A 23,204-nucleotide genomic window follows, 5' to 3' on the forward strand; every position below is an offset into this window, starting at 1 on the left:
GGAGGATTAACATGAAGAAGTTGCTATTTCTCATTGTATTGTCAATGACTTTCTTGGTTACAGCTTGTACTATCAATGCCAACATGCCGAATCAGGACGAGATGAAGGATGAGATGAGTCAGAAGATCGACGCTATTATCAGCCAACAGCAAAAGAAAGCTGCAAATGATAATCCGAATGATGCGGTCGATTATTCCAAGTCAAAATTAAAAACCATTTATTTAGCAGGGGGTTGCTTCTGGGGCTTAGAAGCCTATCTAGAGAAGGTGTATGGCGTGGCAGATGTAGTAAGTGGTTATGCCAATGGTAAGACAGAAAACCCAACTTATGACGATGTTTCCCACAAGAATTCCGGTCATGCTGAAACGGTAAGGGTGGATTATGACCCCGCCATAATTTCCTTGGAAAAAATTCTCGATTATTATCTGCGAGTGGTGGATCCAACCAGTTTAAATAAACAGGGAAATGACCGGGGACCCCAATATCGCTCAGGTGTATATTATACCGATGAGACTGAACGAACAGTGATTGAAGAGAGGCTGGGACAAGAACAAGAAAAGTATCAGGCCAAGATTGTCGTTGAAGTTGAGAAGCTAGATAATTTCTATGAAGCGGAAGACTACCATCAAGACTACTTAAAGAAAAACCCAAATGGTTATTGCCATATTGATCTCTCAAAAGCGAATGAAGTGATTATTGACCCTTCCCAGTATCCAAAACCTTCAGATGAAGAATTGAAGAAGCAATTGACGGACATTCAATATAAGGTGACTCAAGAAAATGACACGGAACATGCCTTTTCCAATGAGTATTGGGATAATAAGGACCCAGGAATTTATGTGGATGTAGCAACAGGCGAACCCTTATTTACTTCCACCGATAAATTTGATTCGGGCTGTGGTTGGCCCTCCTTCGCCAAACCCATTGCCAAAGAGGTCGTGACTTACCATAAAGATATGAGTTATAATATGGAAAGAACAGAAGTCAGAAGTCGTTCAGGCAATTCACACTTGGGGCATGTGTTTGAAGATGGCCCAGCAGAGTTAGGTGGCTTAAGATTTTGTATCAATAGTGCCTCCATCCGATTTGTTCCTCTAGAGGATATGGAAGAAGAAGGATATGGCTATTTAACCCATTTGATAAAGTAGGTCGACATGTATAAATTATTAATTGCCGATGATGAATCTATCATCCGAAAAGGAATCAAAAAATTAGTTGATTATGACAAGCTCAATATTACGGAAGTGTTTGAAGCGGAGGACGGCCAGGAAGCTATCGATTTGGCCAATGCCCATGACCCTGACATGGTTTTGATGGATATCAACATGCCAGAGGTGGACGGGCTAACCGCTGTCAAGATAATTAAAGAAAAGAACCCCCATGTGTATATTGTCATCCTGACCGGCTATGACTACTTTGAATATGCTCAGACAGCCATAAGAGCCGGGGTAGATGATTACATCTTAAAACCTGTATCCAAAAAGGATATTGAGTATATTCTGACCAATGCGATCGATAAAATTACGCATTTAAGAAAAGAAGAAACACTTAAGAGTATCAACCAAGAGGAAATCATCGAAGTCGGTGAGGAAAAGCAGTATATTAAGGATTACATTGAAGCGAATCTATTTAATATCGACTTCTCCTTAAGCAAAATGGGGGAAGAGATTGGATATAATAGCAGCTATTTAAGTGTCCTAGTCAAACAGATATATGGACTGGCTTTTCAAGATTATATTAATAAGAGAAGGATGGAAAAGGCCAAAATTCTCCTTCTATCAACAGATATGAAAAACTATGAAATTGCTCAGAAAATTGGGATTGAAGACGTGAATTACTTTGTGACCAAATTTAAGAAGTATTATAAGATAACCCCCAAGCAGTTTAAGCAAGGATTGACAGATGAAAAACATTCTTAAAAAATTTAGCACGAAAATTAGCCTCTATTTCTTTATTATTTCAATCCTTTTGGTCAGCCTTTTGTCCTATCGTCATTACACCTATTCGGTTTCGATCTTGAGAGATAGTAAGTTACAACAAACTGAGCAACAACTGAAAAATGCCAGTATCTATATTTCATCCTATTTAGAAAAAATAAAAGGAATCTCAAGTGTCCTGGCCATGACACCCGAGATTGAAAATCTAAACCAGTCCTCTAAGCAATCAATTAAGACCATTATTGACTTAACTGAACAAAATGATGCCCTGATCAAGAGGATAACGGTTATCTCAAGTAAGGGTAAACTGATTTCGACCAGCCCCACCGATTTTGAATTGGCTGACAATATGAAGAATATAAAGTGGTATCAAGACCTGCAGAAATCAAAAAATATGGCCATGGTGACTACAGAGAATCATAAAGGCTTCTCGATGAATAAAACTGAAAGAGTCATATCAATCAGTCATGAAATTGTGCAGGACCAACAAGTTCAGGGGTATGTCGTGATCGATTTGTCTTATCGGTTGATCGAAGATTATGTGTCTTCGATCAATTTTGGGGAGAAGGGCTATGCCTTTATCACTTCGTCTGAAGAAAAATTATTGTTTGATTCAAACCAGATGAATACCAGCTCCTTGGAAGAACAGGATAAGTATTTACAACTCATCAACAATCGAATGAAGTCATTAGATGAGGGATTTGTTGGTGCCAATGTCTACATTCCGAATACGGATTGGTTACTCGTAGGAGTTTCTTCGACAGACCAAATCGACCAGCTTCAAAACAAGCTGATTGGCAATACAGTGACATGGTCTATGATCATTTTGTTTGCATCGATTGCCTTATCGATCCTGATTTCAAGGTGGGTCAGCAAGCCACTGACCAGGTTAGTCGAAGAAATGAAGAAGGTTGATGCAAGTTTTTCCAAGATTGAAATGGAAGCTACCGACTCGATTGAAATTCACACCTTAAAGAAAGAATACAATCTCTTATTGGACCGAATTAAAGAGCTTACAAAAAATATCGAAGAGAAAGAGAATGCCAAGCGTCTCTATGAATTGAGGGCGCTGCAGAGTCAGATCAATCCACACTTTATCTACAATACTTTAGACACGATCCTCTGGCTGGTTGAACTTGAGGAAAATGACAAGGCCATCGAGGTCACCAAATCCTTAGGCTGGATCTTAAGAAGTACCTTGAGTATTAACCAAGATTTTATCGCTTTGGAAAAAGAACTCGACCATGTCAAACATTACATGGATATCCAAAAAGTTCGCTATGACGATAGATTTGACTATTTGTTGGCAATCGAAGAAAATACGCTAGAACTACAGGTTCCAAAACTCATTCTCCAACCGATTGTAGAGAATGCCATTTATCACGGGATCAAGCCCAAAAAAACAAAATCATTGATCAAAATCTCTTCCTACCTCGATGACGAAGACTTGATCATTAAAGTCGAAAATAATGGGGTAGACTTTGAACGAGACCCCCAAAATCGAATCAAAACTAAACTTGGTGGCATCGGCATGCAAAATGTCGACCAAAGAATCAAGATCCTATGTGGCAACCGATACGGCATAAAAATGTACCGGCAAGCAGATGTCACAGTCGTTGAATATCGATTAAGCCTATAGAAAATGTCTGGATCATTAAGGATCGATTTCAGATACGATGCCATGGTCTTTTTGTTGGCTTAAAGAGTGACCGTCTGTTGCCTTTATGCTATGATTTGTTCAACAAATCAGCAAGTGTGCCCCAACTTCAGAGAGGACTAGGACTTTCCGTTCAAGAAAGAGGGGTGGCCCCCCAAGTAAATGGAACTCTTAAATATAGCCTTTTTTTTCAAAGGTTGGGTGGGATGGCTCAAGATGATCATGGTCTGTCTTGGTTTCGCACACATGAAGTCAGATAGAAGGGAGAAAGTATGTATGGAGATTAAAGAATACACAGATTTTAACTTCGATGCGATTAAGCAACTCTACGATGCCGTTGGGTGGCAAGTTTATACAAAGAATATGCCTGCTCTAAGGAAAGGTTATAAAAGATCTTTGAAAATATTGGCGGCCTATGACCAAGACCAATTACTAGGGATTATCCGAGCCGTTGGTGATGGGGCTACCATTGTTTTTATCCAAGATCTCTTGGTCGATCCTGCTTATCAGCGACAAGGAATCGGCAGCGGTCTGGTTAAGGCCATGCTCGATCTGTACCAAGACGTTCGACAAGTTGAGTTGGCTACGGACATAACCGACAAAACTATTGCCTTCTACCAGTCGGTAGGATTTAAGGAGTATTCGGAATTGGGCTGTTGTGGCTTTATGCGTTTATTGTAAAGAACGTTTATAGTAACCTTTAGCTTAACTATTAGTCAAGAACTTAAAGGAGGATGCTAGGTTGAATCATAAAATCTATACCATGCCTTTTGCTAAGGTTTATCCCATGTTGATCGCTAAAGCTGAAAGAAAAGGGCGCACCAAGGACGAAGTCCTACAAATTACGACATGGCTAACGGGCTATGACCCTGAAGTGATTGAAGCCTATATGCAATCTGAAATAAACTATGGCGACTTCTTTTTAGAGGCACCCCAGCTCAATCCCGATCGCAAGTTGATTACTGGGAAAGTGTGTGGAGTGGCTGTCGAGCAAATTGAAGAACCGCTCATGCAAGAGATCCGCTACTTGGATAAGCTGGTGGATGAACTAGCCAAGGGGAAAGCCATGGATAAGATTTTACGTAAAGGGGTTTGATTATTAAAAGAAGGAGGCAGAGTATGAAAATAAAAAAAATAGGAATTGTGAGCCTATCGAGTGGCCTCTTAGGCGAGGCTTTTGTTGACCACCAGATTGCGATTGGTTTAGAACGTTTAATAAGCCTTGGTCTCGAAGTGGAATTCCTCCCCAATTCAAGAAAAGGCATCACCTATCTTCAAGCCCACCCAGAGGCTAGGGCGGAGGACCTCTTACAAGCAATGGCGGATGATTCGATTGACATGATCTTATGTGCCATCGGTGGGGATGATACTTATCGCTTGGCGCCTCATCTCTTTGACCAGGATGCCCTGGCCAAGGTGGCCAAGCAAAAGGTCTTCCTTGGTTTTTCGGATACCACCGCCAACCACTTTATGTTCCATAAACTTGGCATCAAAACTTTCTATGGGCAAGCCTTCTTGCCAGATATCGCAGAGCTGTCTGACCAGATGCTTGATTATACCGCCCATTACTTTGAGGAACTGATCCATAAAGGAAGGATTACGGAAATTCGACCGAGTGACGTTTGGTACCCCAATCGCGAGGACTTTGGTGTCAGCCAGGTTGGAACTGAGATGCCTGCTTATCAAAATAATGGCTTTGAGCTCCTACAAGGCCCTACTAAATTTGAGGGAGAAATACTGGGAGGCTGCTTAGAATCGATCGATCAATTCTTTAATAACGCCAGGCATGCAGATTCGGTCGCAATCACAAACAAGTATCAACTCTTCCCCTCCCTTGAAGACTGGCGTGATAAAATCCTACTCTTAGAGACCAGTGAAGAAAAAACAGCCCCTGATTTATTCAAGAAGATGATTCAAACCCTGGCGGATTATGGAATTTTTGAGGTCCTTTCAGGTCTCTTGGTGGGTAAGCCTCAAGATGAAGCCTATTATGAAGCCTATAAGGACATTTTAGTGCAAGAGATAGGAAATACGAATCTGCCCATTCTCTACAATCTAAATGTGGGGCATGCCATGCCACGCTGTATCGTTCCCTTCGGTGTCCCTGCTTTCGTGGATGCAGTTGAACAGCGGATTCGATTTGAGGACTAAGAGCCCGCTTTATTATCGACTAAGTCTGAATGTCACAATCTAGTAGATAGCGGCAAATTTTAGAATTTTCTTTGAGGATGGCCTACCAGCCTCTAAAGACTGTCACCTGAAAGGGTGGCTTTTTTGTTGGACTAGTTATTCACCAAAAAATCAATTCCTTATTCCTTTGGGAGCGATAATGGTCTATACTGAGGTTGATCGTATTATATTTACTATGATTAATGGAGGGTGTGGGATGAGTAAAAGGTTCTTGACTTTGTTAATCCTTGTTGCTGGCTTCTTTTCCTCGTTTGGGCGAAGTGAAATTGAGGCTGCTGATCGAAATTTGATCATGATGGAAGAGGCTTATCATATGCTGATGGCGCCTGACTTTGACGGGAATGTTATGTCCCAAGCGGAAGCTGATGAGATTATCGAAGCGATTATCGCAGATATCGATGCCAATTATATGCACTATCAAAAAGATAATCGTCAGGCTTTCTACAATATGGTTGAATCCCATATTCCACCGAATAGGATGGGGGCTGTCTATAAGACGATGCCGGAATATTTTATTGAATATGTGGATAGTTTAAATGAAGAAGAGGGAGTCTCATCTGGCCCTCAAGCAACTGATGACAGCAAAGATTATTCTGTTGATGTCTCCTTAATCGATTCGATTGTTGATTTTTATCTGTTGACGCCGACTTTTCGTCATATTCAGATGGATACAAAGAATGGAGAAGTAAACTTTCAGGGTAATATTTTCGATGCGTCCGCTAATTATGATTTTTTCTTCCAAGAATTACCCAACCAGATCATCAAGGTCTATAGTAGTGATGGGTCAGGTGTTCGGGAAGTAACGGTCTCTACCAATGTCGTGGTCCAAGGGCTGAATGCCAATTATCATTATGGAACCGACCAAGCTTTCTTATTTCATAATTCGCAAGGAACGCTCTCCCTGGCATACCCGGATTTAACAGGCTTACTTAATGAGATGGATGAGCAAGTTTGGCTCGAGTATCGGATGGTGGGTAATTATGATGGCCGGATGCGAATGATTGATCACTATGATATTATGAATGGCCGCCCTGAGTTTGATCCTAGTCGTGAGTGGTGGGATCTGCTCGCCCGGATCGATGCCGAATTTAATGTGGCCCATACGGTAAATTTAGATGGGATCCGTGCGGGTTCTTATGATTTCACCGTCGATCCCTTGTTGGCTATTTGGTACGATCAGGTATTATCAGTGGAACCAGACTTAGAGACGGCGCTTCAAGTCTATGACGAGACCTTTATTTATGAATTGATTAAGGGTGGCTATAGTGACCTTGAAGCAGAACTGGCTAATCTCATCCGGCTAAGAGCCTATGATTTTATTCGTCGCACGGAAGACCCGGCGCGGTTTGAGCAATATTTGCGAAGTTCTAAAGTTGCCTTGGCTGATCGTTTATATAACTCGGAGAAGATTAAGCAGGATCCGATCTTGAATGAGATTTTTAACCAGGTGGCCATTTCTTCTGGGATGACCCTGCAGGGACATGACCTCTACCTGCTAGAACAAGCAGGTTCTAGCATTAGAATTGGCCTGGGATTGTATGAACCTTTTGCTTCAGAATATCCTGTCTTTGTCTATGATCTAACGACCGGCGACATATTCTATGAAGGATTGGCTGGTGACCAAGAATTGATCACCACTACTGCCATTGAAAGAAATCACGGGGTGGATCCTGGACCTTATCAGCCAAGTCTGTCTGTCCCTAGCGACTATCAACTAAACCAGGATCTTGTCGATCAAATCGTTGGAATTTCTAAGCTATAAGGGGATTGCCAGACCTTTCATCCTAATTTTTTTGGTATTTGCCCCTGGAAATGTTATAATGAATGCATCATTAAGAATACGAGGTAAAAGGACATGAACATTTCCATCTAACATCTGAGCAAGAACCCTTCATTCAAGGGAGGAGTGTGCACTCAGACAGTTGGTTGGAAGGACCCTGTCCTTTTTGTGTACCCATTTTTTAGCTCAGAGATCAATTTTTTGCTAGCTATCGGTTAAGAAATGGGGTAGTATCCAATGGAAATGATTAAATTATCAAGTGTGACCAAGGAAATTAAAGGCAGTTCATTGTTTCAAATTAATGATGCCACCGTTAATCAAGGAGACCGAATTGGTCTCATCGGTCAGAATGGGGCTGGTAAGTCGACGCTATTGAAGATGATCGTCGGACTGGACTTAAATTACCGCGGACACATTCGTTTGCATCAAGATTTTGCCTATGTGCCGCAAATCAAGCAAGGGACCTCTGAATCAGGTGGGCAACAAATGAAGCGGATGATCGAGGAGGCCATGGCCAAGAAGCCACCGATCCTGATTCTGGATGAACCGACCGCTAATCTCGATCAAGCGAATATTCATCAATTAATGCAGGACCTAGAGGCTTATGATGGGACACTTTTAGTTGTTTCACACAATCGTGAATTTTTGAATGCAATCGTTAGCCAAATCTGGGCACTCGACCAAGGACACTTGAAGGTGTTTGTTGGTAATTATCTGGATTATGAACAAATGAAGCTGGCCCAGCTTGAAAACCAGCGTCAAGCTTATCAAAACTATCAAAAGAAAATTCAACAATTAGAGCATGAAGCAAGCCAGCGTCGAGAGCGGGCCCAGACCTTCAAGAAGAAGAAAAAGACCATCTCTTACTCAGACTATAAGGTGAACAGCCGGATGGGGAAATACGATGGCCAACAAAAAGGCCTGGCCAAATCAGCCAAAGCGCTGCAAAAACGAATCGACCAGATGGAAGCAGTCGACCGTCCTCAAGCCGAGCGATCTTATACTTTCAAGTCTGTTGGGAACTTAGCAAGTACTAAGGGGCAAACTTTGATCAACCTCGATTCCGGTGCAGTTAAAGTCAACGATCGCCTTTTATTTACCTTCGCCGAATTCACCATAAAAGCAGGCGATAAGGTAGCCATTCAAGGGGCCAATCAGGCGGGGAAGACAACCTTCTTGAAACTCCTGGTGCAGGGTGGATTGAAAGGATACTATGCAGATGCCTTAAGCATTGGTTATTATGATCAAAATTTTGATCATTTAGATAAGGACAAGACGGTTCTAGCGAATGTGGTCGAAGGGAGTCTACAAGATGAGGCCGTTATCCGAAATGTCTTGGCCGCAATGGGGTTCGATATCACAAGGCTTAATGAACAAGTAGCGACTCTGTCTGGTGGCGAACGCGTTCGCTTGTCCTTTGCTAAGCTTTTGTTGGGCGATTATCACCTATTGATCTTGGATGAGCCGACCAACTTTTTGGATCTCCAGACGCTTGAAACTGTTGAGAAATTTATCAACCATCATCCAGCAGCCATTCTATTAGTTTCCCATGACCAGGTTTTTGTTGAGCATACAGTGGATCGGTCTTATTATATTGAGAACCAACAAATGGTAACGGTTTCTTATTTGGCGAAAAACCAGGATCACAAAGATAAGGAACTCGCCTTATTGGAATTTCAGCTTGACCAAATGATAGCAGACCCAGAGGTTGATTGGACTGAGATCAAAGCCCTTAAAGAAGAAATAAGGCGCAGACAGAACCGTTAAAGGCAAGACGACTTTTCGTAAGTCGACAAAGTTATTTTAAAAATGAAAAGAACGAAATACTCTGAATGAACCATCACAGAATCGGACTCCGGAGCCAAGCTTTTGCTAGCTGGGGAGCCGGCGTCTTCTTTCATGTGATCGCACATTGGGTATTTCGTTCTTTAATTTATTGTAAGTCACATGTCCCAGCGCTTTCCTTGCATTAAGCGGCTATTGCTTGATCACGAAGCCTTGTTTGATCAGTGTTTTAAACATTTCTTCCCGTTTTTCTAGCCGGGTCCCTTGTTTCTTCAAGATTTGGCTTGAGAATTTATCGGACCGGCGATTGGAATCTCTCAAGTCGTAGTAGGTCTGCATTTCTTGGTCATAATCCGCAATGACTTCCATATAATGGTCGAATTCTTGGTAATGGTCGACAAAACTCTTGATAGCCATTGACATCTTGGGTTTGATTTGGGGGTCTTGGTCCGGAATTCCAAAGCTAAGTCCAACTGCAGGGTAGGTTAATTGGGGGAGCTTCAATAAGTCAATGACATGGGCTGTATCATTATGAATGTTACCGAAATAATTGGTTCCCAAGCCCATACTTTCTGCAGCATTGACGACATTCTGGGCTGCAATAATCGCATCGGTAAAGGCTTGGATGAACTTATCAAAGCCAATCATCAGATCATTCTCGACCTCATTCTCGCGGGCAATGGAGTAGTTACGGTGAAGGTCTGCGATAAAGATCCACAAATGAGGCGCTTGTGCCATATAGGCTTGCTGCCCATTCTCAGCCAAGGCATCCTTAAGGGTTTGACTTTCAACACGGATGATCGAATAGGACTGCATGCCATTGCTGGTAGCGCTGGCATTAGCAACCTTTAACAGGGTTTGGATGGTCTGGTCATCGAGTTTTTCTTTCTTAAATTCTCTGATGGTTCGATGGTTTAATTGGTGAGTAATGGTTTGGTTCATGAGACGCTCCTTTATATTGAATCTTACGATTTCATTCTAATGATAACATTTCTGGGAGATCTTTGGTAATGGCAGCTGGGAGGGGATCTTTTTGAGCTAGCTATCAGATGAAAGAAGGGTGAAATAATATTCAGTTAATACGAGTTAATCTTAGATTAAGCAGCCTAGTTTATATTAGATGCAGGAGGTGGTCTTATGAAACGATTAATCGTATTCTTCACAAGTGTCTTATTATTATCTCACATCGGCGCAGATGGAACGATCCATGCTCTTGAGCAAGAAGAAATTGGTCAAGAGGTTGCAGCCTTCATTGAAGAAAGAAAGGAGGGCACTGCTGCAGTGTCTCTGGGTGTCTTTCAACGAGGGGCCCCAGTCTATCAGACTCATTATGGCTTTATCGATCGGGAAGGGCAGATTGCTGCGGATGAAAACAGCATTTATGAGTGGGGGTCTGTTTCCAAGGTCTTGGTTTGGGTGGCTTTAATGCAGCTGCAAGAATCTGGTCAAATTGACCTGAATGAAGATATCAAGACTTACTTGCCAGAGGACTTTGCCGCCAAGTTGACCTATCCTGACCCAGTTCGAGTCCTAGATATTATGAACTTACAAACAGGCTTTCAAGAAGTTGGACTCAAAGTTGAATATGCGGAGAATGAAGTCATACCAGACTTAGGAGACCTGTTGATTGATAGCCAACCGGACCAGGTTTTCAAACCAGGCGGGGTGACTGCTTACAATAATTGGACACCGGCTTTGGCGGCTTATCTAGTAGAATCCGTAAGTGGACAAGCCTTTCATGCGTATGTTCAAGCCAATATCTTTGAACCATTAGGAATGGATCATACCGCGGTAGCGGCTGATTGGCAGGATAATCTATATGTCAAAGAACATCGACGTCAATCAAAAAGTTACTATTATACATCGGAGGATAAAGAAAGTTTGGGTTCTTGCATCACGCATATTGGACTCTATCCAGCTGGGGCGACTGCTGGGACATTTGATGATTTTCTTACGTTCGCAATGGAGTTTACTCGCAGCCATCCCCGTTTTTTTAAGAAAGCGGAGACTTTTGATCGGATGAAAGAAGCGAGTGTCTTCTATGAGGATGGACTCGCAAGGATTCACCATGGTTTACTAGCCTTTGATCATGCCGTCCATTTGATCGGACATAGTGGAAATACTCAAGGATATACTTCATCCTTTTGGTTTAATCCGATAACTGAAACGGGATATGCTGTTATGACCAACGAGCCCGGGGAGACAGCCTATAATTATGGACTCGCACAATTATTATATGGAAGTGGTGAGGGGACCCCTCAAAAGGGAAGCAAGATTTCAGGCTTATATACGAGCCAGCGCAGTATTCATCGAGGATCCTTACGGTTTATTAAGTACTTAGCTGGGGTCTTACCGATTCAGCAAACGGAGGATGCCAGTCTTTTTCGTGTACCTTTAGCCGATTTGCAGGTCACTTCTATGGGAAACCACCGTTACCAATTTGATAATGAGAATGGTTTTGCCTATAAAGTTGTGGAAAGAGGGGATGGACATGTGCTAGAGGATTTCTCAACGGATAGGGTGCGCTTATCGCTAAGCGAATGCATCCTAGCTTATGGCTTAATCATCGGTCTTCTCATCAGTATGGTCGTCACCATAATTCGGTTGGTCATCCGATTGATCAGACGGTTAAGAGGAAAAGCTCAAGCTATCACATCCGGATTGATTAGTCAGATAGCGGGATTAATCGTTGGCCTTGCCTTTCTTCACTTATGGTTAATGACAAGTGACTATACACGACTGAAATTGTGTTTCGTATCGCTGATTTGTGTCTTGGCTAGCGGTGTGACGATCGTAATTTTCTGTAAAGAACTCTATAATAAGTTTAAAGGGAGAAGTCATGCCTCTCTCATCTCAGTTTCCTGGCCCTTGCTTGCCCCGGTCTTTGTCTATTTCTTTGAACTTTATAATTTCTGGTCTTAGGAGGGAAATGATGAAGAAGTATCAAATTCTTATCTGCGATGATGAACAAGCCATCATCGACCTGCTCGTGCTCTATTTTGATTCGGACCTCTATCAGATTCATTCAGCTAATCAAGGACAAAGGGCTCTAGAGATACTAAAGAAGGAACCCATTGATCTGGCGTTGATCGATATCATGATGCCCTCAATAAATGGGCTGGATTTGATTCGGTTGGTCCGAGATCAACTCGATATTCCCTTGATTATTATTTCCGCGCTTGATAGCTTAGAGGACAAGCTAAAGGGTTATGAAATCGGAGCGGATGATTATATCACGAAGCCTTTTGAACCGATGGAAGTCTTAGCCAAAGTGAAGAGCCGGTTGAAAAAGTCGACGGAACCAGACCATTATTTAGAAAGAGACGGGATTCTTTTAGACCTTCACTGCTGCCAAGTAAAAGTAGAGGATCATTTAGCAGATTTAACAAAAGTTGAGTTTGCTGTCCTTTATTTATTAATGAGTGAACCCATGCGGGTCTTCACTAAAGAACAAATTTATAAGGCTGGATGGGAAGAAGAGTATCTTTATAATGACAACTCTATTCGAGTCATCATGAATCGGCTGAGACAGATCGTGGGCGATGATCGGATAGAGACGATCCGAGGAATAGGGTATCGGTGGCGGTCATGAAACGATTAAAGCAAAAGATTATACGTTCTTTCATCCTTCACACACTCTTACTCAGCTTCATTTTGGCTGTGATCAATGACGGGGTTGATTATTTCCTAGAGAGATACGTTCAAGACCTTGGAACAGCCTATCTCGTCTTAATGCTGGTCCTAAATCTTGTCCTATTCTGCATTGTTTTTGCTTTGGTAGGTCGATCTTTTTATCGAAGGATCAAAGTCTTTATCGACGATGAGGTCCATCAACAGGTCGCGCGGGAACATTTCTTATATTCTGCGATTGCCCATGATTTAAAGACACCCATGACGGTTATTAAGGGTTATGCTCAGGCCTTGATGGACGATAAGATTGAAGAAGCCAAACAAAAAGAAATATATGGTATCATTCGGGAAAAAACCGACCATGCTGTTATTCTTTTGAATGATCTTCTCACCTATTCGCGTCTGCTTCATGCCACTTCCAATCTCCAAGAGGTGGTTGACCCCATTGATCTATCTTCAGTGATCGTTCGTCTGATAGCAGATAATTACTGGATGATTGAAGAAAGAGCGATTCATTATGAACTGGATGTTGACGGGCAATTTGAATTCCCAATATTGGAAATGGACTTTTACCGAATCTGTGAGAATTTATTGGTAAATGCCATCAAGCATAATCCGCCAGGAACTTCCTTAAAATTCGGTATACAGGAAAGAGACAAGGAGCTTCTCATTTATCTAGCAGATTCTGGCAATGAAATTCAGGATGACCATCTCTTTGAAGCTTTTTATACTGGAGATAGCGCTCGTACTGCTGGCAAGGGATATGGCCTTGGACTCGCAATTGTGTCTAAGTTGGTTGAGAAATACCATGGCAGCATTGGTTTTGAATCCCCCTATGACTCCTTCACCAAGGCATTTATCGTACGATTTCCTAAGATAAATCAAAAAAGATAAAACTATACTCATTTGAACATCATGTTAATAAATTGTTACTTTATAAAACTACCACCTTTCACTCAATTGGATGCAATCAGAGAGAAAGGTGGTTTTAACTAATTTTAAATGATCTTTATATAACTTTATTGAGTTCGTTGATCAAAGAGTCTAATAGTTAGTGTATTAGAGGATTTTCACTTAGCTGCATCAACCAGTCATATAAATGATTCTAACGGTTGTGGAGAGCATCAGATATTTTAGGATGATTCATACATGTGGCATAATCAATCCACCAAAAAATATTGATATTTATCAATGTGTTTTGGTAAGATTGGCTTAGACATTGATATGTTTCGATATGTCGAATTCAAATCGACAGGAGGGAAGAAGAGAAGTGGAATCGTATCGTGATTATGCTACCACCCTGAAGACCCTAGGGGAGGAGACGCGCTTAAAAATTATTGATATGTTGTCCTGCGGTGAAATGTGTGCGTGTGATATTCTAGAAAAATTAAATATCTCCCAGTCAACTTTAAGCTATCATATGAATTTATTGAATAAAAGTGAACTCGTTAATGCGAGAAAAGAAGGGTCCTGGATGCGTTATACTTTAAATGAGACAACATTCAACGACTTAAAATCATTTATCGAGAGCATGACCACTGAAAATAAGGATTGTATTTGTCATAAATAAAGAATGAGGGGATAAAGATGGTAAGAGTTAAAGTTGCCTTTGTCTGTGTTCATAATGCTTGTCGGAGTCAAATTGCAGAAGCGCTAGCCAAAAAATGGGGGAGCGATACGTTAGAGGTTTATTCAGCCGGCACTGAATTGAAGGATCAGATTAACCAAGATGCCGTTCGATTGATGAAAAAGCTGCATCAAATTGATATGGAGGAGACACAAAAACCAAAGTTAATCACTGAGATTCCTCCTGTTGATTATGTCATTACGATGGGGTGTAATGTGGCTTGTCCAAATCTACCCTATAAGCATCAGCGCTTTGACTGGGGTCTAGAAGATCCAAGTGGTAAAGAAGATGCCGCTTACGTCAGCGTGATCCATCAAATTCAAGAGGAAGTGCTTCGGTTAATTGAAGAAATAAAAAATAAAGGAGACTATTGTTATGAAAAACAATAAAGAAATCAGTTTTTTGAGCGTCACCTGACCGTTTAGCTACTGATATGTATGTTTGTCGGAGTGACGATTGGAACTTTTCTGCCTCAAATTCCAAATACCTTAGCTCATTATAAATTTTATAATGTTTCAATTCCAACAACCATTCTACTTTGTCAGAATAGCCAATTCAATGAGTCAAAAGTTTCAAAATTAATTAAAGGATTCAAAGGGCAGCCATTTTACAGGGCTGCTCTTTTTCTGTTGGGAAGTCCCTAAATAATGCATCACTTTCGTATATAATATTTATGAGGACTGATAGTACAATGAAAGTAAGTTTCTGCGAAAGGAGGAAGATGATGCATACTAAGATTAACCAGATGATTGAAGACCACTATGGCTTCACATCAGTGGGGTCCTGATGAGAGATTCAATGTGGTCTATCATGAAAATTAAGTCCTTAATCAAGATCTTAGACTAAATAAAAAAGACACAGCCTTTTATCAGTTCGACAAGGGCTGTGTCTTTTTAGTTAAGTGAGGGCGATGTGTGTCAACTCCTAATTTGAAAAATCAATCTTCATATCCGAATCCTTAATGAGCCGGTACTTGTAGAGAATTTTGTAGGTGATGTAGGAGATTAGGGCAGGCAAGATGAAATGAAGAAGGGCGATGGCGAGTAAAGTAGAAGAGAGATCCGAATGGGGGGCCATCTCCGACAGGGTTGCAATTTGGCCAACCAAGCCGCTAGTCCCCATGCCGGCACCGAGAGGGGAATTTTCCAATTTAAAGACCATAGTCGCTAAGGGTGCGATGATCACACTGGCCAGACTAGGAGGCAACCAGATCCAGGGGTTTTTAAGGATGTTACCGACTTGAAACATGCTTGTGCCAAGTCCTTGAGCCAGTAAGCCATCCAGTCCGTTATCCTTATAGGAGATGACCGCAAAGCCAATCATCTGAGAGGAGCAGCCAACTGTAGCGGCCCCAGCTGCCAGGCCATTGAGGCCTAGCATCATACAGATTGCGGCTGAAGAGATCGGCATGGTGAGTGCCATTCCAATAAGAAGTGAGACGAGGATTCCCATCAGGAAGGGATTCAGATTGGTCGCATGGATGATTAATTCACCTAAAGATTGGGTCATGCGACCGATGGGAGCTCCGATGAAATCGCCCAGTAAGACACCCGTTAAAAGGGTGAAGGCGGGGGTTAGAATGATGTCAAGCTTGGTCTCTTTGGAGATGATTTTAGCGAGTTCAATCGCAATGATACTCGAGAGATAGACACCGATGACCCCACCGCTCTCATAGGCGCTCAGGCCCACAACGGGAATGGCGAGGAGGATCAAGCGGTCGGCTTTTAGGCTAAGCGCGATGGCTACAGCAATCGCTGGTCCAGCACTTAACTGAGCTAAAGGAAAGAGACGGTCTGTTAGGAAAGGTATGTCAAAGACATTTCCAATAGAGTTGAGGATGGTGCCCACTAGTAAGGTCGCGAACAAGCCAAATGCGACCGATCCTAAGGCATCGACTAGGTATGTTTTAGCAGATAAATGAATATTTTTTCTCTTTAAAAATGCTTTCATGATGAGCTCCTTATTTGATTCTTACTGACTATTATAGTACAAAAGACTACTCGAAGGGTGGGAATTCCCTTGATTAGTGATTTTCTTCTTTTCTGGATTTTCTCTTTAGGGTTGCCAGAATGAGGCCTTAATCCTGCTTGTCAGTGAATCTCCAAAGAAAAACCCGCACGAACTGGTAGAAAGCCAAGTTCTGTGCGGGTTGATTTTGATTCAAAAACGGGGAACCTTCGATGAGGTTAAGTATTAGGAGTTGTGATCGGAAGGTGGTCATTGAGAAGAGGGGAGTCCGATGGCAATTCCTGAATCTTATGGCTGCCCGTATAATATAAGAGGCCGAGTAGACCCAGGGAGACTGCTAGGGACAAGCCATAGCAGAGTGGGGTAAGGCCAAGATTTAAGCCAATGGGTTCACTCAAGATATATACCACACAAGCGTAGAGCATGAAGATGCCAGGAATTAGGGTCACCATAAAGTTGCGTCCCTTTAAGCGCAAGTACCGGGTTGAAACGAAAAGTGAGATAACTGCTGTCACTTGGTTGGCCCAGTTAAAGTAACGCCAGAGGGCGTTAAAGTCCATCAGGGTTAAGATAAAGGAAATCACAAAGATTGGTATCGTTAGGATTAAGACATTGCGAATCTTGTTTTGGGGTAGGTGGATATACTCTGCCACAATGTTTCTTAAGGAACGGAAGGCGGATAAACCAGAAGAGATGGGAAGGACAATGACGCCAAGAATTGCCAGGAAACCAAAGACTGAACCTAAAAGCATGTAGGATACTTGGTTAACGACGGCTGACGGGGTTCCTTGAGCAATGAGTTGGCTGAGCGTTTGGCCATCAAAGAGGGTCATGGAAGCAGCAGCCCAAATCATGGCGATGACCCCTTCACCGATCATCATACCATAGAATACCGGACGACCTCCCTTTTCAGACTTCATGGTTCGTGCAACCATTGGGGACTGGGTAGCATGGAAGCCGGATAAGGCTCCACAGGAGACGGTGAAGAAGAGAGCTGGAAAGATTGGCGTTCCATTGACATTTTCTAAGTAGAGATTAGCAGATGTTAACTCTGGTAATGGCTTCCCTTGGAAGAGCAGCATGATACCGATGGCCACTGTTGATACGATGAGGATTGCACCAAATATGGGGTAGATCTTACCCATGGTCTTATCAATCGGTAAGAAGGTTGAAACGAAATAATAGATAAAGATCAATCCCGTAATCATTCCGACTGATAACCAAGAAGGTGTGAAGTTAGAAATTAAATTGGCAGGTGAAATCACGAAGACGGTTCCGACCAAGAGTAAGAGAATAATCGCAAAGATATTTACGACATGCTTGACAGGTTTACCAATGTACTTGCTGGTCAGTTCTGGTAAGTGGGCACCGTTGTTGCGTAAGGAGATCATGCCGATCATATAGTCATGAACAGCTCCACCGAAGATACAACCGATCACAATCCAGACATAAGCCACAGGACCATAGAGGGCTCCCATGATGGGACCAAAGATTGGACCCGTTCCCGCAATGTTTAAGAGCTCAATGATGGCATTCTTCCACCGAGGCATGGGAACAAAGTCCATGTTGTCCCGTAGCACTTCAGCTGGTGTCTTGCGGTCTGGCTCAATTTGAAAGTTTGCTTCGATAAATCGTCCATAGATTACATAGCCAATAATTAAAAGACCAATTCCACCTAATAGGGAAATCATCTTCATCATCCTTTCCTTGATTGAATACTTGGTTTTCTCTTATCGCTAGTATAACTAAGAAAGGAATGTAAAGAGGATATTTCGATGAGATGCACATATTATGGGTTGAAATGGTCATTATGCATAAGTGAAATCGGTTAGATTCCGATCTTGTTGCGGAAATCGTCCAGATAAGACCGGCTGACAGGGACTTTAATATTGCCTGTTAGGGTGACTTGGTAGGTCCGGTTGAACCAGGGCTGGATCTCCTTGATATGGTTGCGATTCAGGATAAAGGACCGGTGGGTTCGAATGAAGTCGTCAGCAGGAAGCTGACTTTCTAAGTCTTTTAAGGTTTTTTGTGTGGTAAAGACCTGGTTGGGTGTGTGGATTTCAACGAGGCCTTGGCGCGCTTCCAGGACAACCATCTCCGCAAAATTCAAGACATGGATCCGGTCGTCTCCTTGAATAGGCAGGCTGACCCATTTGCTTGATGGGAGGGGCTTGGGGGACACTTTGCGAGGGGACTTGTCTAATTCAGCCAGTGCCCGGTCGAGAACTTGAGCCACCCGTTCATCTTCAAAGGGTTTGAGCAGGTAATCTTGGGCTTGGACTTCAAAGGCTTTGACCGCATAGTCATCAAAGGCAGTCGCGAAGATGACCAGCGGCTTTTGATTCAAGTGAGAGAGAGAATCCAGCAGTTCCACCCCCTGCTCATCTTGAAGTTGCATGTCGAGAAAGATGAGGTCAATCTTTTGGCTGATCAAGCAGTTTAAGGCCTCCTTAATGGAGCTGGCTTCATGAATTTCGAGATCTTCCCGATGGGTGGTGAGCAAGTAGCTGAGCTCATTGCGTGCTAAGGCCTCATCATCTACGAGTAGGATCTGGGTTGCTTTCGTCATGAGCGATCTTTCCTTTCTCTTTAGGGATTCGAATGGTGAAGGATGTGCCTTGAGGGCTGGTCTGAATGGCCAAGGAATGTTGAGGGCCATAGAGACCCATCAATCGCTTGTTAAGATTTTCAATGGCAGTACCCGACCCTTGGCTCTCACTGATAGCTTCCTTGCCCAGTCGGCTGATGATCGCGTCGGAAATCCCAAGGCCATTATCTTGGACCTTAATTTGGATAAGCTGGTCTTGGTCCAGGATTTCGACTCGAATCTGATTGTCTTTGGGCCGACTGCCGAAGGCATGTTTAATGGCATTCTCGACTAGGACTTGGATGATGAAAGGGGGGACTCGAATCATCTCGAGGCCTGGATCCATTTGGAAGTCGACTTGGAAACGGTCAGGAAACCGGGTTTGTTCAATTTCAAGGTAGTTTTGAACATATTGGAGTTCTTCCGTTAAGGGGATTTGCGTCTCGCGGTGGCCCTTAATATTTGATCGGAAGTAGTTACTTAACTTGCTTAAAAGTTGACGGGCCTGGTCCGGGTCGGTTCGAATCACAGCGCGAATGGTATTCATGGCATTGAAGAAGAAGTGGGGATTGACTTGCCCTTGTAACGACCGTAATTCTGCTTCTTTGAGGAGGGCCTTCTGCCTCTGGGCAATTCCCAGTTGGAGCTGGGTGGAGAAGATGGCGCCCAGTCCCGTTGCCCAATTCTCCTTTTCTTGGGTGAGTTGGTTCTCGTCGTCAAAGTAGAATTTCAAGGTTCCTGCGACCGTGTCTTCTGTCTTAAGCGGAACAATAATGCCAGCCTTGAGTGGGCATCCAGGATGGTGGCAGCCAATATCATCAGGGTCCAAGGCGAGGTGGGTCTGACCTGTGTCAATGGAGGTATAAGATAAGTTGGTCTGCAAGGGCATTCCCACCAGGTGGTGGTCACTGCCAGCCCCGATGAAGGCCAAAATCTCCTTCTGGTCCGTGATTGAAACGGCTGCGATTTTCATGGTTTGGTAAATTAGTTGAGCCGCTTTTTGGGCGGTCTCCTGATTGAGACCATCGTGGAAGAGGGAGAAGGTTTGCTGGGTCAAGTTTAAGACGTCTTCTGTTTGGACGGCTTTCAAAGAGTCTTCATGCCGCAAGCTTTGCCGGATAATGGCTAAGAAGAGGTAGAGCCCCAAACTATTAATCAGAGCCATAGGGAGGGCGATCAGTTGGATGAGAGCGAGGGCTTCTTGACTATCCCAGGCCAAGAGGTAGATACAGATAATTTGTACGCCTTCAAGTACCAGCCCCGTTAAGCCTCCTATGGCGGGTTGAGGGAGTTCACTTTTATGAATGAAGTGGCGACCAATCAGACCGGAGGCAATCCCGGTTAGTGAAGAAGAAATTAGATAGGTCAAGGGGCTGAGCCCACCTTGTAAGAAGCGAAGGATTCCTGTTGTGATTCCGACAATTCCGCCGACCCAAGGACCTCCAATTAACCCTGCCACGGAAATGGAGAGGACCCGGGAATTGGCAATCACGGCATCATCAGGCAGTTTCAAGGAGAAACTGGAAAGCGTGAGATGGGGGACTTGAACCACCACACCCGATAGGTTGGAGAAAAATCCAAAGATCAAGAAGACCAAAGTTAGAATGACGATCGACCGTTTCTGGTCACGTTGGGAGAGGGGGGCCTTGAGAAAGGTAAAGTTCATCAAGATATAGGCAAATAGGAGCATCAGAGCAGTTCGTTCGAGTAAAAGCATGAATAAAGTTAACATGGACATAGCAACACCATCCTTTAGATCGGTCATTGTTCTCATTATACCCTTCTTATGAAAGATAGGTAAGGCGTATTAAATTGGATAACCAACCATCTATTCTTATAAGGCATCTGAACTGAGTGAATCCTATCGAAATAAAAAAATGGCGACCCGCAGCAATGCGAGTCGCCTTTTTGATAAGCAAAGAAAGGATTAGAGAATTGAGAAGCCTAATTCCTGTGAGTCTTTACAGAAGGTCTTGACTGTCTCCAGTGAATACTCATTTAAGTCTTTGCCACTTAGGGAGAGCTTCTTGATGATAGCGGGCGTACAAGTGATGATATCAACGCCTAACGCATTCGCTTGGTAGATGTTCAGTACTTCTCGCGGAGAGGCCCAGAGCAGTTCACAGCCTTCCTTAGTCTGGCAGATAGCCAAGGCTTCTTTCATAATTGGCATAGGGTCCACGCCAGTATCGGCAATGCGACCCGCAAAGACAGAGACGATACTTGCTACCCCATCCGTTAAATGGTCAACCACTTCTTGGACTTGTTCAACGGTAAAGATCGCTGTGACATTCAGTTTGACCCCCTTGCTACTTAACTTCTTCAAGAGGGGAGCAGTGGATGTCCCATTACTGGTGGTTACGGGGATTTTGACATAGACATTTTGACCCAAGGCTGCTATCTTATCTGCTTCCTTCTCCATCGTCTCTAAATCATCCGAGAAGACTTCAAAAGAAACGGGATATTCGGTTATTTCCTGCAGGACTTCCTTGGCAAATTCAACATAGTCGGTGATCCCCGCCTTCTTCATCAAGGAAGGGTTTGTTGTAAAGCCCGTTACCTTTCCTGAATTCAAGGATTCAATCATGTCGGCTAAGACAGCACCGTCTGAATAAATTTTTGTTTTAATGTTCTCCATTTTGCACCTCACTTTTAGTCTATCAGGCTATTGTTCGTTGTTAATGGCTGTATCTTTCTGAGACATGAAGGATGGGATGATTAGAGCAGCCAAGAGGGCAGCCATGATCACAAAGACACCCAAGTGTCCCAATGAGTTACCGATCTTACCGAGTAAAATTCCGATCACACCAAAGTCAAAGTCACCAAAGGTCGTATTACTGAAGCCGAGTTGACCGAGAACGGGTAAGAGGAAGGCAGGTAAGAAGGCAAGGAATAATCCATTAATGAAGGCTCCAACCATTGCCCCTCTTCGGCCACCGGTTGCATTCCCATAGATTCCGGCTGTTGCCCCACAGAAGAAGTGAGGAACGAGACCTGGAATAATTAAGACACCACCAATGGCACCCAGGATGAACATTCCAATTAAGCCGCCGAGGAAACTGAAGGCAAAGCCTAGGATGACAGCCGTTGGTGCATAAGGGAAGAAGACGGCACAATCCACAGCCGGAACTGAGTTGGGGATCAGCTTGGTTGCAATTCCTTCAAAGGCTGGAATTAAGTCCGCTAAGATCATTCTTACCCCAGAATAAACAATCGCAACCCCTACCGCAAAGCTTAAAGCGGACACTATTGCGAAGATATAAGGGTTTTGTCCTTGAGAGAGACTGCCTACAAATTCTGGACCAGCCTTGAAGCAGGCGATCAAGTAGAAGACGATCATGGTTAAGGCAGTGGAAATGGTGGTATTACGAAGAAAACTCCATTTTTCTGGGATTTCGATATCTTCAGTCGACTTGGAATCTGATCCCACAAGCGAACCAATGAAGGCGGATAGGTAATAGCCTAAAGAACCAAAGTGTCCCATGGCAATTTCGTCACCATCTGTCGCTTGTAAGGTGTATTTTTGTCCAATGGCTGGTGAGATGGCGCTCCATGCACCTAAGATAAAGCCACCGGAAAGGACCAGTAAGACCCCCTTAAAGCCAATAGCTCCGAGTGTTGCGGAGAGTAGACAAGCCATGAAGAAGCTGTGGTGCCCCGTTAAGAAGATATACTTATAACGGGTAAAGCGGGCGATGATTAAGTTAAAGACAAGTCCAACTAATAAGATCGACATGGTTTCCACACCCAGTACTTCTTGGGCAAGAGAGGTGATCGCTTCGTTATTGGGAACGACACCCGTGATGTTGAAGCCATGTTGGATCATTTGGCTCAAGGGTTCAAGGTTAGTCACGATAACATTGGCACCTGCAGCCAACATCAGATAGCCAAGGATGGGTCCTAAGGTTCCTGTCATGACTTTATGGGCTGGCTTTCTAAGGGCAATCAACCCGACCATCGCGATAAGCCCCATTAAGAAGGCAGGTTCTGATAAAATATCTTTAAAAAAATTCAATAAGTCCATCGTTATATCCCCCAAT

The 23,204-nt window shown here is 43.2% G+C and carries 20 protein-coding genes; 13 read left to right on the forward strand and 7 right to left on the reverse strand.

Annotated elements, in window-relative coordinates:
- The first annotated feature begins 11 nt into the window (after positions 1-11).
- From msrAB to abc-f, 8 genes are all read left to right on the forward strand, one after another.
- Entirely contained in the window at positions 12-1,148 is a 1,137-nt protein-coding gene (gene msrAB, locus HMPREF9708_RS05540) for a bifunctional peptide-methionine (S)-S-oxide reductase MsrA/peptide-methionine (R)-S-oxide reductase MsrB (protein ID WP_006309277.1), read from the forward strand.
- Positions 1,149-1,154: 6 nt separating this feature from the next.
- The gene (locus HMPREF9708_RS05545) at positions 1,155-1,919 is read left to right on the forward strand and encodes a response regulator transcription factor (RefSeq protein ID WP_006309278.1); all 765 of its coding nucleotides are present in this window, start codon (positions 1,155-1,157) and stop codon (positions 1,917-1,919) included.
- Positions 1,903-3,576, forward strand: a complete 1,674-nt coding sequence (locus HMPREF9708_RS05550) for a sensor histidine kinase (RefSeq protein ID WP_006309279.1) — start codon at positions 1,903-1,905, stop codon at positions 3,574-3,576. The genes HMPREF9708_RS05545 and HMPREF9708_RS05550 overlap by 17 nt, the downstream gene beginning before the upstream one ends.
- Before the next feature lie 294 nt (positions 3,577-3,870).
- The gene (locus HMPREF9708_RS05555; protein WP_006309280.1) at positions 3,871-4,275 is read left to right on the forward strand and encodes a GNAT family N-acetyltransferase; all 405 of its coding nucleotides are present in this window, start codon (positions 3,871-3,873) and stop codon (positions 4,273-4,275) included.
- A gap of 82 nt (positions 4,276-4,357) precedes the next feature.
- Complete coding sequence (locus HMPREF9708_RS05560) at positions 4,358-4,690, forward strand: DUF2200 domain-containing protein (RefSeq protein ID WP_040448138.1); 333 nt, start codon at positions 4,358-4,360, stop codon at positions 4,688-4,690.
- A 23-nt stretch (positions 4,691-4,713) separates the two neighbouring features.
- On the forward strand, positions 4,714-5,745 hold the full coding sequence (locus HMPREF9708_RS05565; RefSeq protein WP_006309282.1) for a S66 family peptidase: 1,032 nt from the start codon (positions 4,714-4,716) through the stop codon (positions 5,743-5,745).
- A gap of 235 nt (positions 5,746-5,980) precedes the next feature.
- Positions 5,981-7,546, forward strand: coding sequence for a hypothetical protein (locus tag HMPREF9708_RS05570; RefSeq protein WP_040447802.1), 1,566 nt, complete (start codon positions 5,981-5,983; stop codon positions 7,544-7,546).
- Positions 7,547-7,807: 261 nt separating this feature from the next.
- Positions 7,808-9,331 (forward strand): ribosomal protection-like ABC-F family protein, encoded by a 1,524-nt coding sequence (gene abc-f / locus HMPREF9708_RS05575; protein WP_232215549.1) that lies wholly within the window; start codon positions 7,808-7,810, stop codon positions 9,329-9,331.
- Between the two features lie 210 nt (positions 9,332-9,541).
- Here abc-f and HMPREF9708_RS05580 read toward each other — a convergent pair whose 3' ends face one another.
- Positions 9,542-10,291 (reverse strand): nitroreductase family protein, encoded by a 750-nt coding sequence (locus HMPREF9708_RS05580; RefSeq protein WP_006309285.1) that lies wholly within the window; start codon positions 10,289-10,291, stop codon positions 9,542-9,544.
- A gap of 195 nt (positions 10,292-10,486) precedes the next feature.
- Here HMPREF9708_RS05580 and HMPREF9708_RS05585 point away from each other — a divergent pair, with 195 nt between their 5' ends.
- The 5 genes from HMPREF9708_RS05585 (at position 10,487) to HMPREF9708_RS05605 (ending at position 14,995) form a co-directional block, all read left to right on the forward strand.
- Entirely contained in the window at positions 10,487-12,271 is a 1,785-nt protein-coding gene (locus tag HMPREF9708_RS05585) for a serine hydrolase domain-containing protein (protein WP_006309286.1), read from the forward strand.
- A gap of 10 nt (positions 12,272-12,281) precedes the next feature.
- Positions 12,282-12,941: a response regulator transcription factor gene (locus HMPREF9708_RS05590; RefSeq protein WP_006309287.1), complete on the forward strand. Its 660-nt coding sequence runs from the start codon at positions 12,282-12,284 to the stop codon at positions 12,939-12,941.
- The gene (locus HMPREF9708_RS05595) at positions 12,938-13,873 is read left to right on the forward strand and encodes a sensor histidine kinase (protein WP_006309288.1); all 936 of its coding nucleotides are present in this window, start codon (positions 12,938-12,940) and stop codon (positions 13,871-13,873) included. Before HMPREF9708_RS05590 ends, HMPREF9708_RS05595 begins: the two co-directional genes overlap by 4 nt.
- A gap of 376 nt (positions 13,874-14,249) precedes the next feature.
- A complete protein-coding gene (locus HMPREF9708_RS05600) occupies positions 14,250-14,549 on the forward strand; it encodes an ArsR/SmtB family transcription factor (protein WP_006309289.1) in 300 nt (99 codons plus the stop codon).
- Positions 14,550-14,566: 17 nt separating this feature from the next.
- Positions 14,567-14,995, forward strand: a complete 429-nt coding sequence (locus HMPREF9708_RS05605) for an arsenate reductase ArsC (RefSeq protein ID WP_006309290.1) — start codon at positions 14,567-14,569, stop codon at positions 14,993-14,995.
- A 535-nt stretch (positions 14,996-15,530) separates the two neighbouring features.
- Here the strand turns inward: HMPREF9708_RS05605 and HMPREF9708_RS05610 are convergent.
- The 6 genes from HMPREF9708_RS05610 to HMPREF9708_RS05635 form a co-directional block, all read right to left on the reverse strand.
- Positions 15,531-16,556, reverse strand: a complete 1,026-nt coding sequence (locus HMPREF9708_RS05610) for a PTS transporter subunit IIC (protein ID WP_006309291.1) — start codon at positions 16,554-16,556, stop codon at positions 15,531-15,533.
- Positions 16,557-16,792: 236 nt separating this feature from the next.
- Complete coding sequence (locus HMPREF9708_RS05615; protein ID WP_040448140.1) at positions 16,793-18,265, reverse strand: carbon starvation CstA family protein; 1,473 nt, start codon at positions 18,263-18,265, stop codon at positions 16,793-16,795.
- Positions 18,266-18,402: 137 nt separating this feature from the next.
- A complete protein-coding gene (locus HMPREF9708_RS05620) occupies positions 18,403-19,146 on the reverse strand; it encodes a LytR/AlgR family response regulator transcription factor (RefSeq protein WP_006309293.1) in 744 nt (247 codons plus the stop codon).
- Positions 19,112-20,902, reverse strand: a complete 1,791-nt coding sequence (locus HMPREF9708_RS05625) for a sensor histidine kinase (RefSeq protein WP_198004235.1) — start codon at positions 20,900-20,902, stop codon at positions 19,112-19,114. Before HMPREF9708_RS05625 ends, HMPREF9708_RS05620 begins: the two co-directional genes overlap by 35 nt.
- A gap of 189 nt (positions 20,903-21,091) precedes the next feature.
- A complete protein-coding gene (locus HMPREF9708_RS05630) occupies positions 21,092-21,802 on the reverse strand; it encodes a transaldolase (RefSeq protein WP_006309295.1) in 711 nt (236 codons plus the stop codon).
- 27 nt (positions 21,803-21,829) lie between these two features.
- Positions 21,830-23,188: a PTS ascorbate transporter subunit IIC gene (locus tag HMPREF9708_RS05635; RefSeq protein ID WP_006309296.1), complete on the reverse strand. Its 1,359-nt coding sequence runs from the start codon at positions 23,186-23,188 to the stop codon at positions 21,830-21,832.
- Between the last annotated feature and the right edge of the window lie 16 nt (positions 23,189-23,204).

It is taken from the genome of Facklamia languida CCUG 37842 (assembly GCF_000245795.1).
Classification (GTDB): domain Bacteria; phylum Bacillota; class Bacilli; order Lactobacillales; family Aerococcaceae; genus Facklamia; species Facklamia languida.

Coding starts and splice junctions, on each gene's coding strand:
- HMPREF9708_RS05555 (WP_006309280.1), top strand. CDS start 3,871: ATGGAGATTAAAGAATACACAGATTTTAACTTCGATGCGATTAAGCAA.
- HMPREF9708_RS05605 (WP_006309290.1), top strand. CDS start 14,567: ATGGTAAGAGTTAAAGTTGCCTTTGTCTGTGTTCATAATGCTTGTCGG.
- HMPREF9708_RS05560 (WP_040448138.1), top strand. CDS start 4,358: ATGCCTTTTGCTAAGGTTTATCCCATGTTGATCGCTAAAGCTGAAAGA.
- abc-f (WP_232215549.1), top strand. CDS start 7,808: ATGATTAAATTATCAAGTGTGACCAAGGAAATTAAAGGCAGTTCATTG.
- HMPREF9708_RS05570 (WP_040447802.1), top strand. CDS start 5,981: ATGAGTAAAAGGTTCTTGACTTTGTTAATCCTTGTTGCTGGCTTCTTT.
- HMPREF9708_RS05615 (WP_040448140.1), bottom strand. CDS start 18,265: ATGATTTCCCTATTAGGTGGAATTGGTCTTTTAATTATTGGCTATGTA.
- HMPREF9708_RS05595 (WP_006309288.1), top strand. CDS start 12,938: ATGAAACGATTAAAGCAAAAGATTATACGTTCTTTCATCCTTCACACA.
- HMPREF9708_RS05580 (WP_006309285.1), bottom strand. CDS start 10,291: ATGAACCAAACCATTACTCACCAATTAAACCATCGAACCATCAGAGAA.
- HMPREF9708_RS05565 (WP_006309282.1), top strand. CDS start 4,714: ATGAAAATAAAAAAAATAGGAATTGTGAGCCTATCGAGTGGCCTCTTA.
- HMPREF9708_RS05625 (WP_198004235.1), bottom strand. CDS start 20,902: ATGTCCATGTTAACTTTATTCATGCTTTTACTCGAACGAACTGCTCTG.
- HMPREF9708_RS05550 (WP_006309279.1), top strand. CDS start 1,903: ATGAAAAACATTCTTAAAAAATTTAGCACGAAAATTAGCCTCTATTTC.
- HMPREF9708_RS05590 (WP_006309287.1), top strand. CDS start 12,282: ATGAAGAAGTATCAAATTCTTATCTGCGATGATGAACAAGCCATCATC.
- HMPREF9708_RS05585 (WP_006309286.1), top strand. CDS start 10,487: ATGAAACGATTAATCGTATTCTTCACAAGTGTCTTATTATTATCTCAC.
- HMPREF9708_RS05630 (WP_006309295.1), bottom strand. CDS start 21,802: ATGGAGAACATTAAAACAAAAATTTATTCAGACGGTGCTGTCTTAGCC.
- msrAB (WP_006309277.1), top strand. CDS start 12: ATGAAGAAGTTGCTATTTCTCATTGTATTGTCAATGACTTTCTTGGTT.
- HMPREF9708_RS05620 (WP_006309293.1), bottom strand. CDS start 19,146: ATGACGAAAGCAACCCAGATCCTACTCGTAGATGATGAGGCCTTAGCA.
- HMPREF9708_RS05545 (WP_006309278.1), top strand. CDS start 1,155: ATGTATAAATTATTAATTGCCGATGATGAATCTATCATCCGAAAAGGA.
- HMPREF9708_RS05610 (WP_006309291.1), bottom strand. CDS start 16,556: ATGAAAGCATTTTTAAAGAGAAAAAATATTCATTTATCTGCTAAAACA.
- HMPREF9708_RS05635 (WP_006309296.1), bottom strand. CDS start 23,188: ATGGACTTATTGAATTTTTTTAAAGATATTTTATCAGAACCTGCCTTC.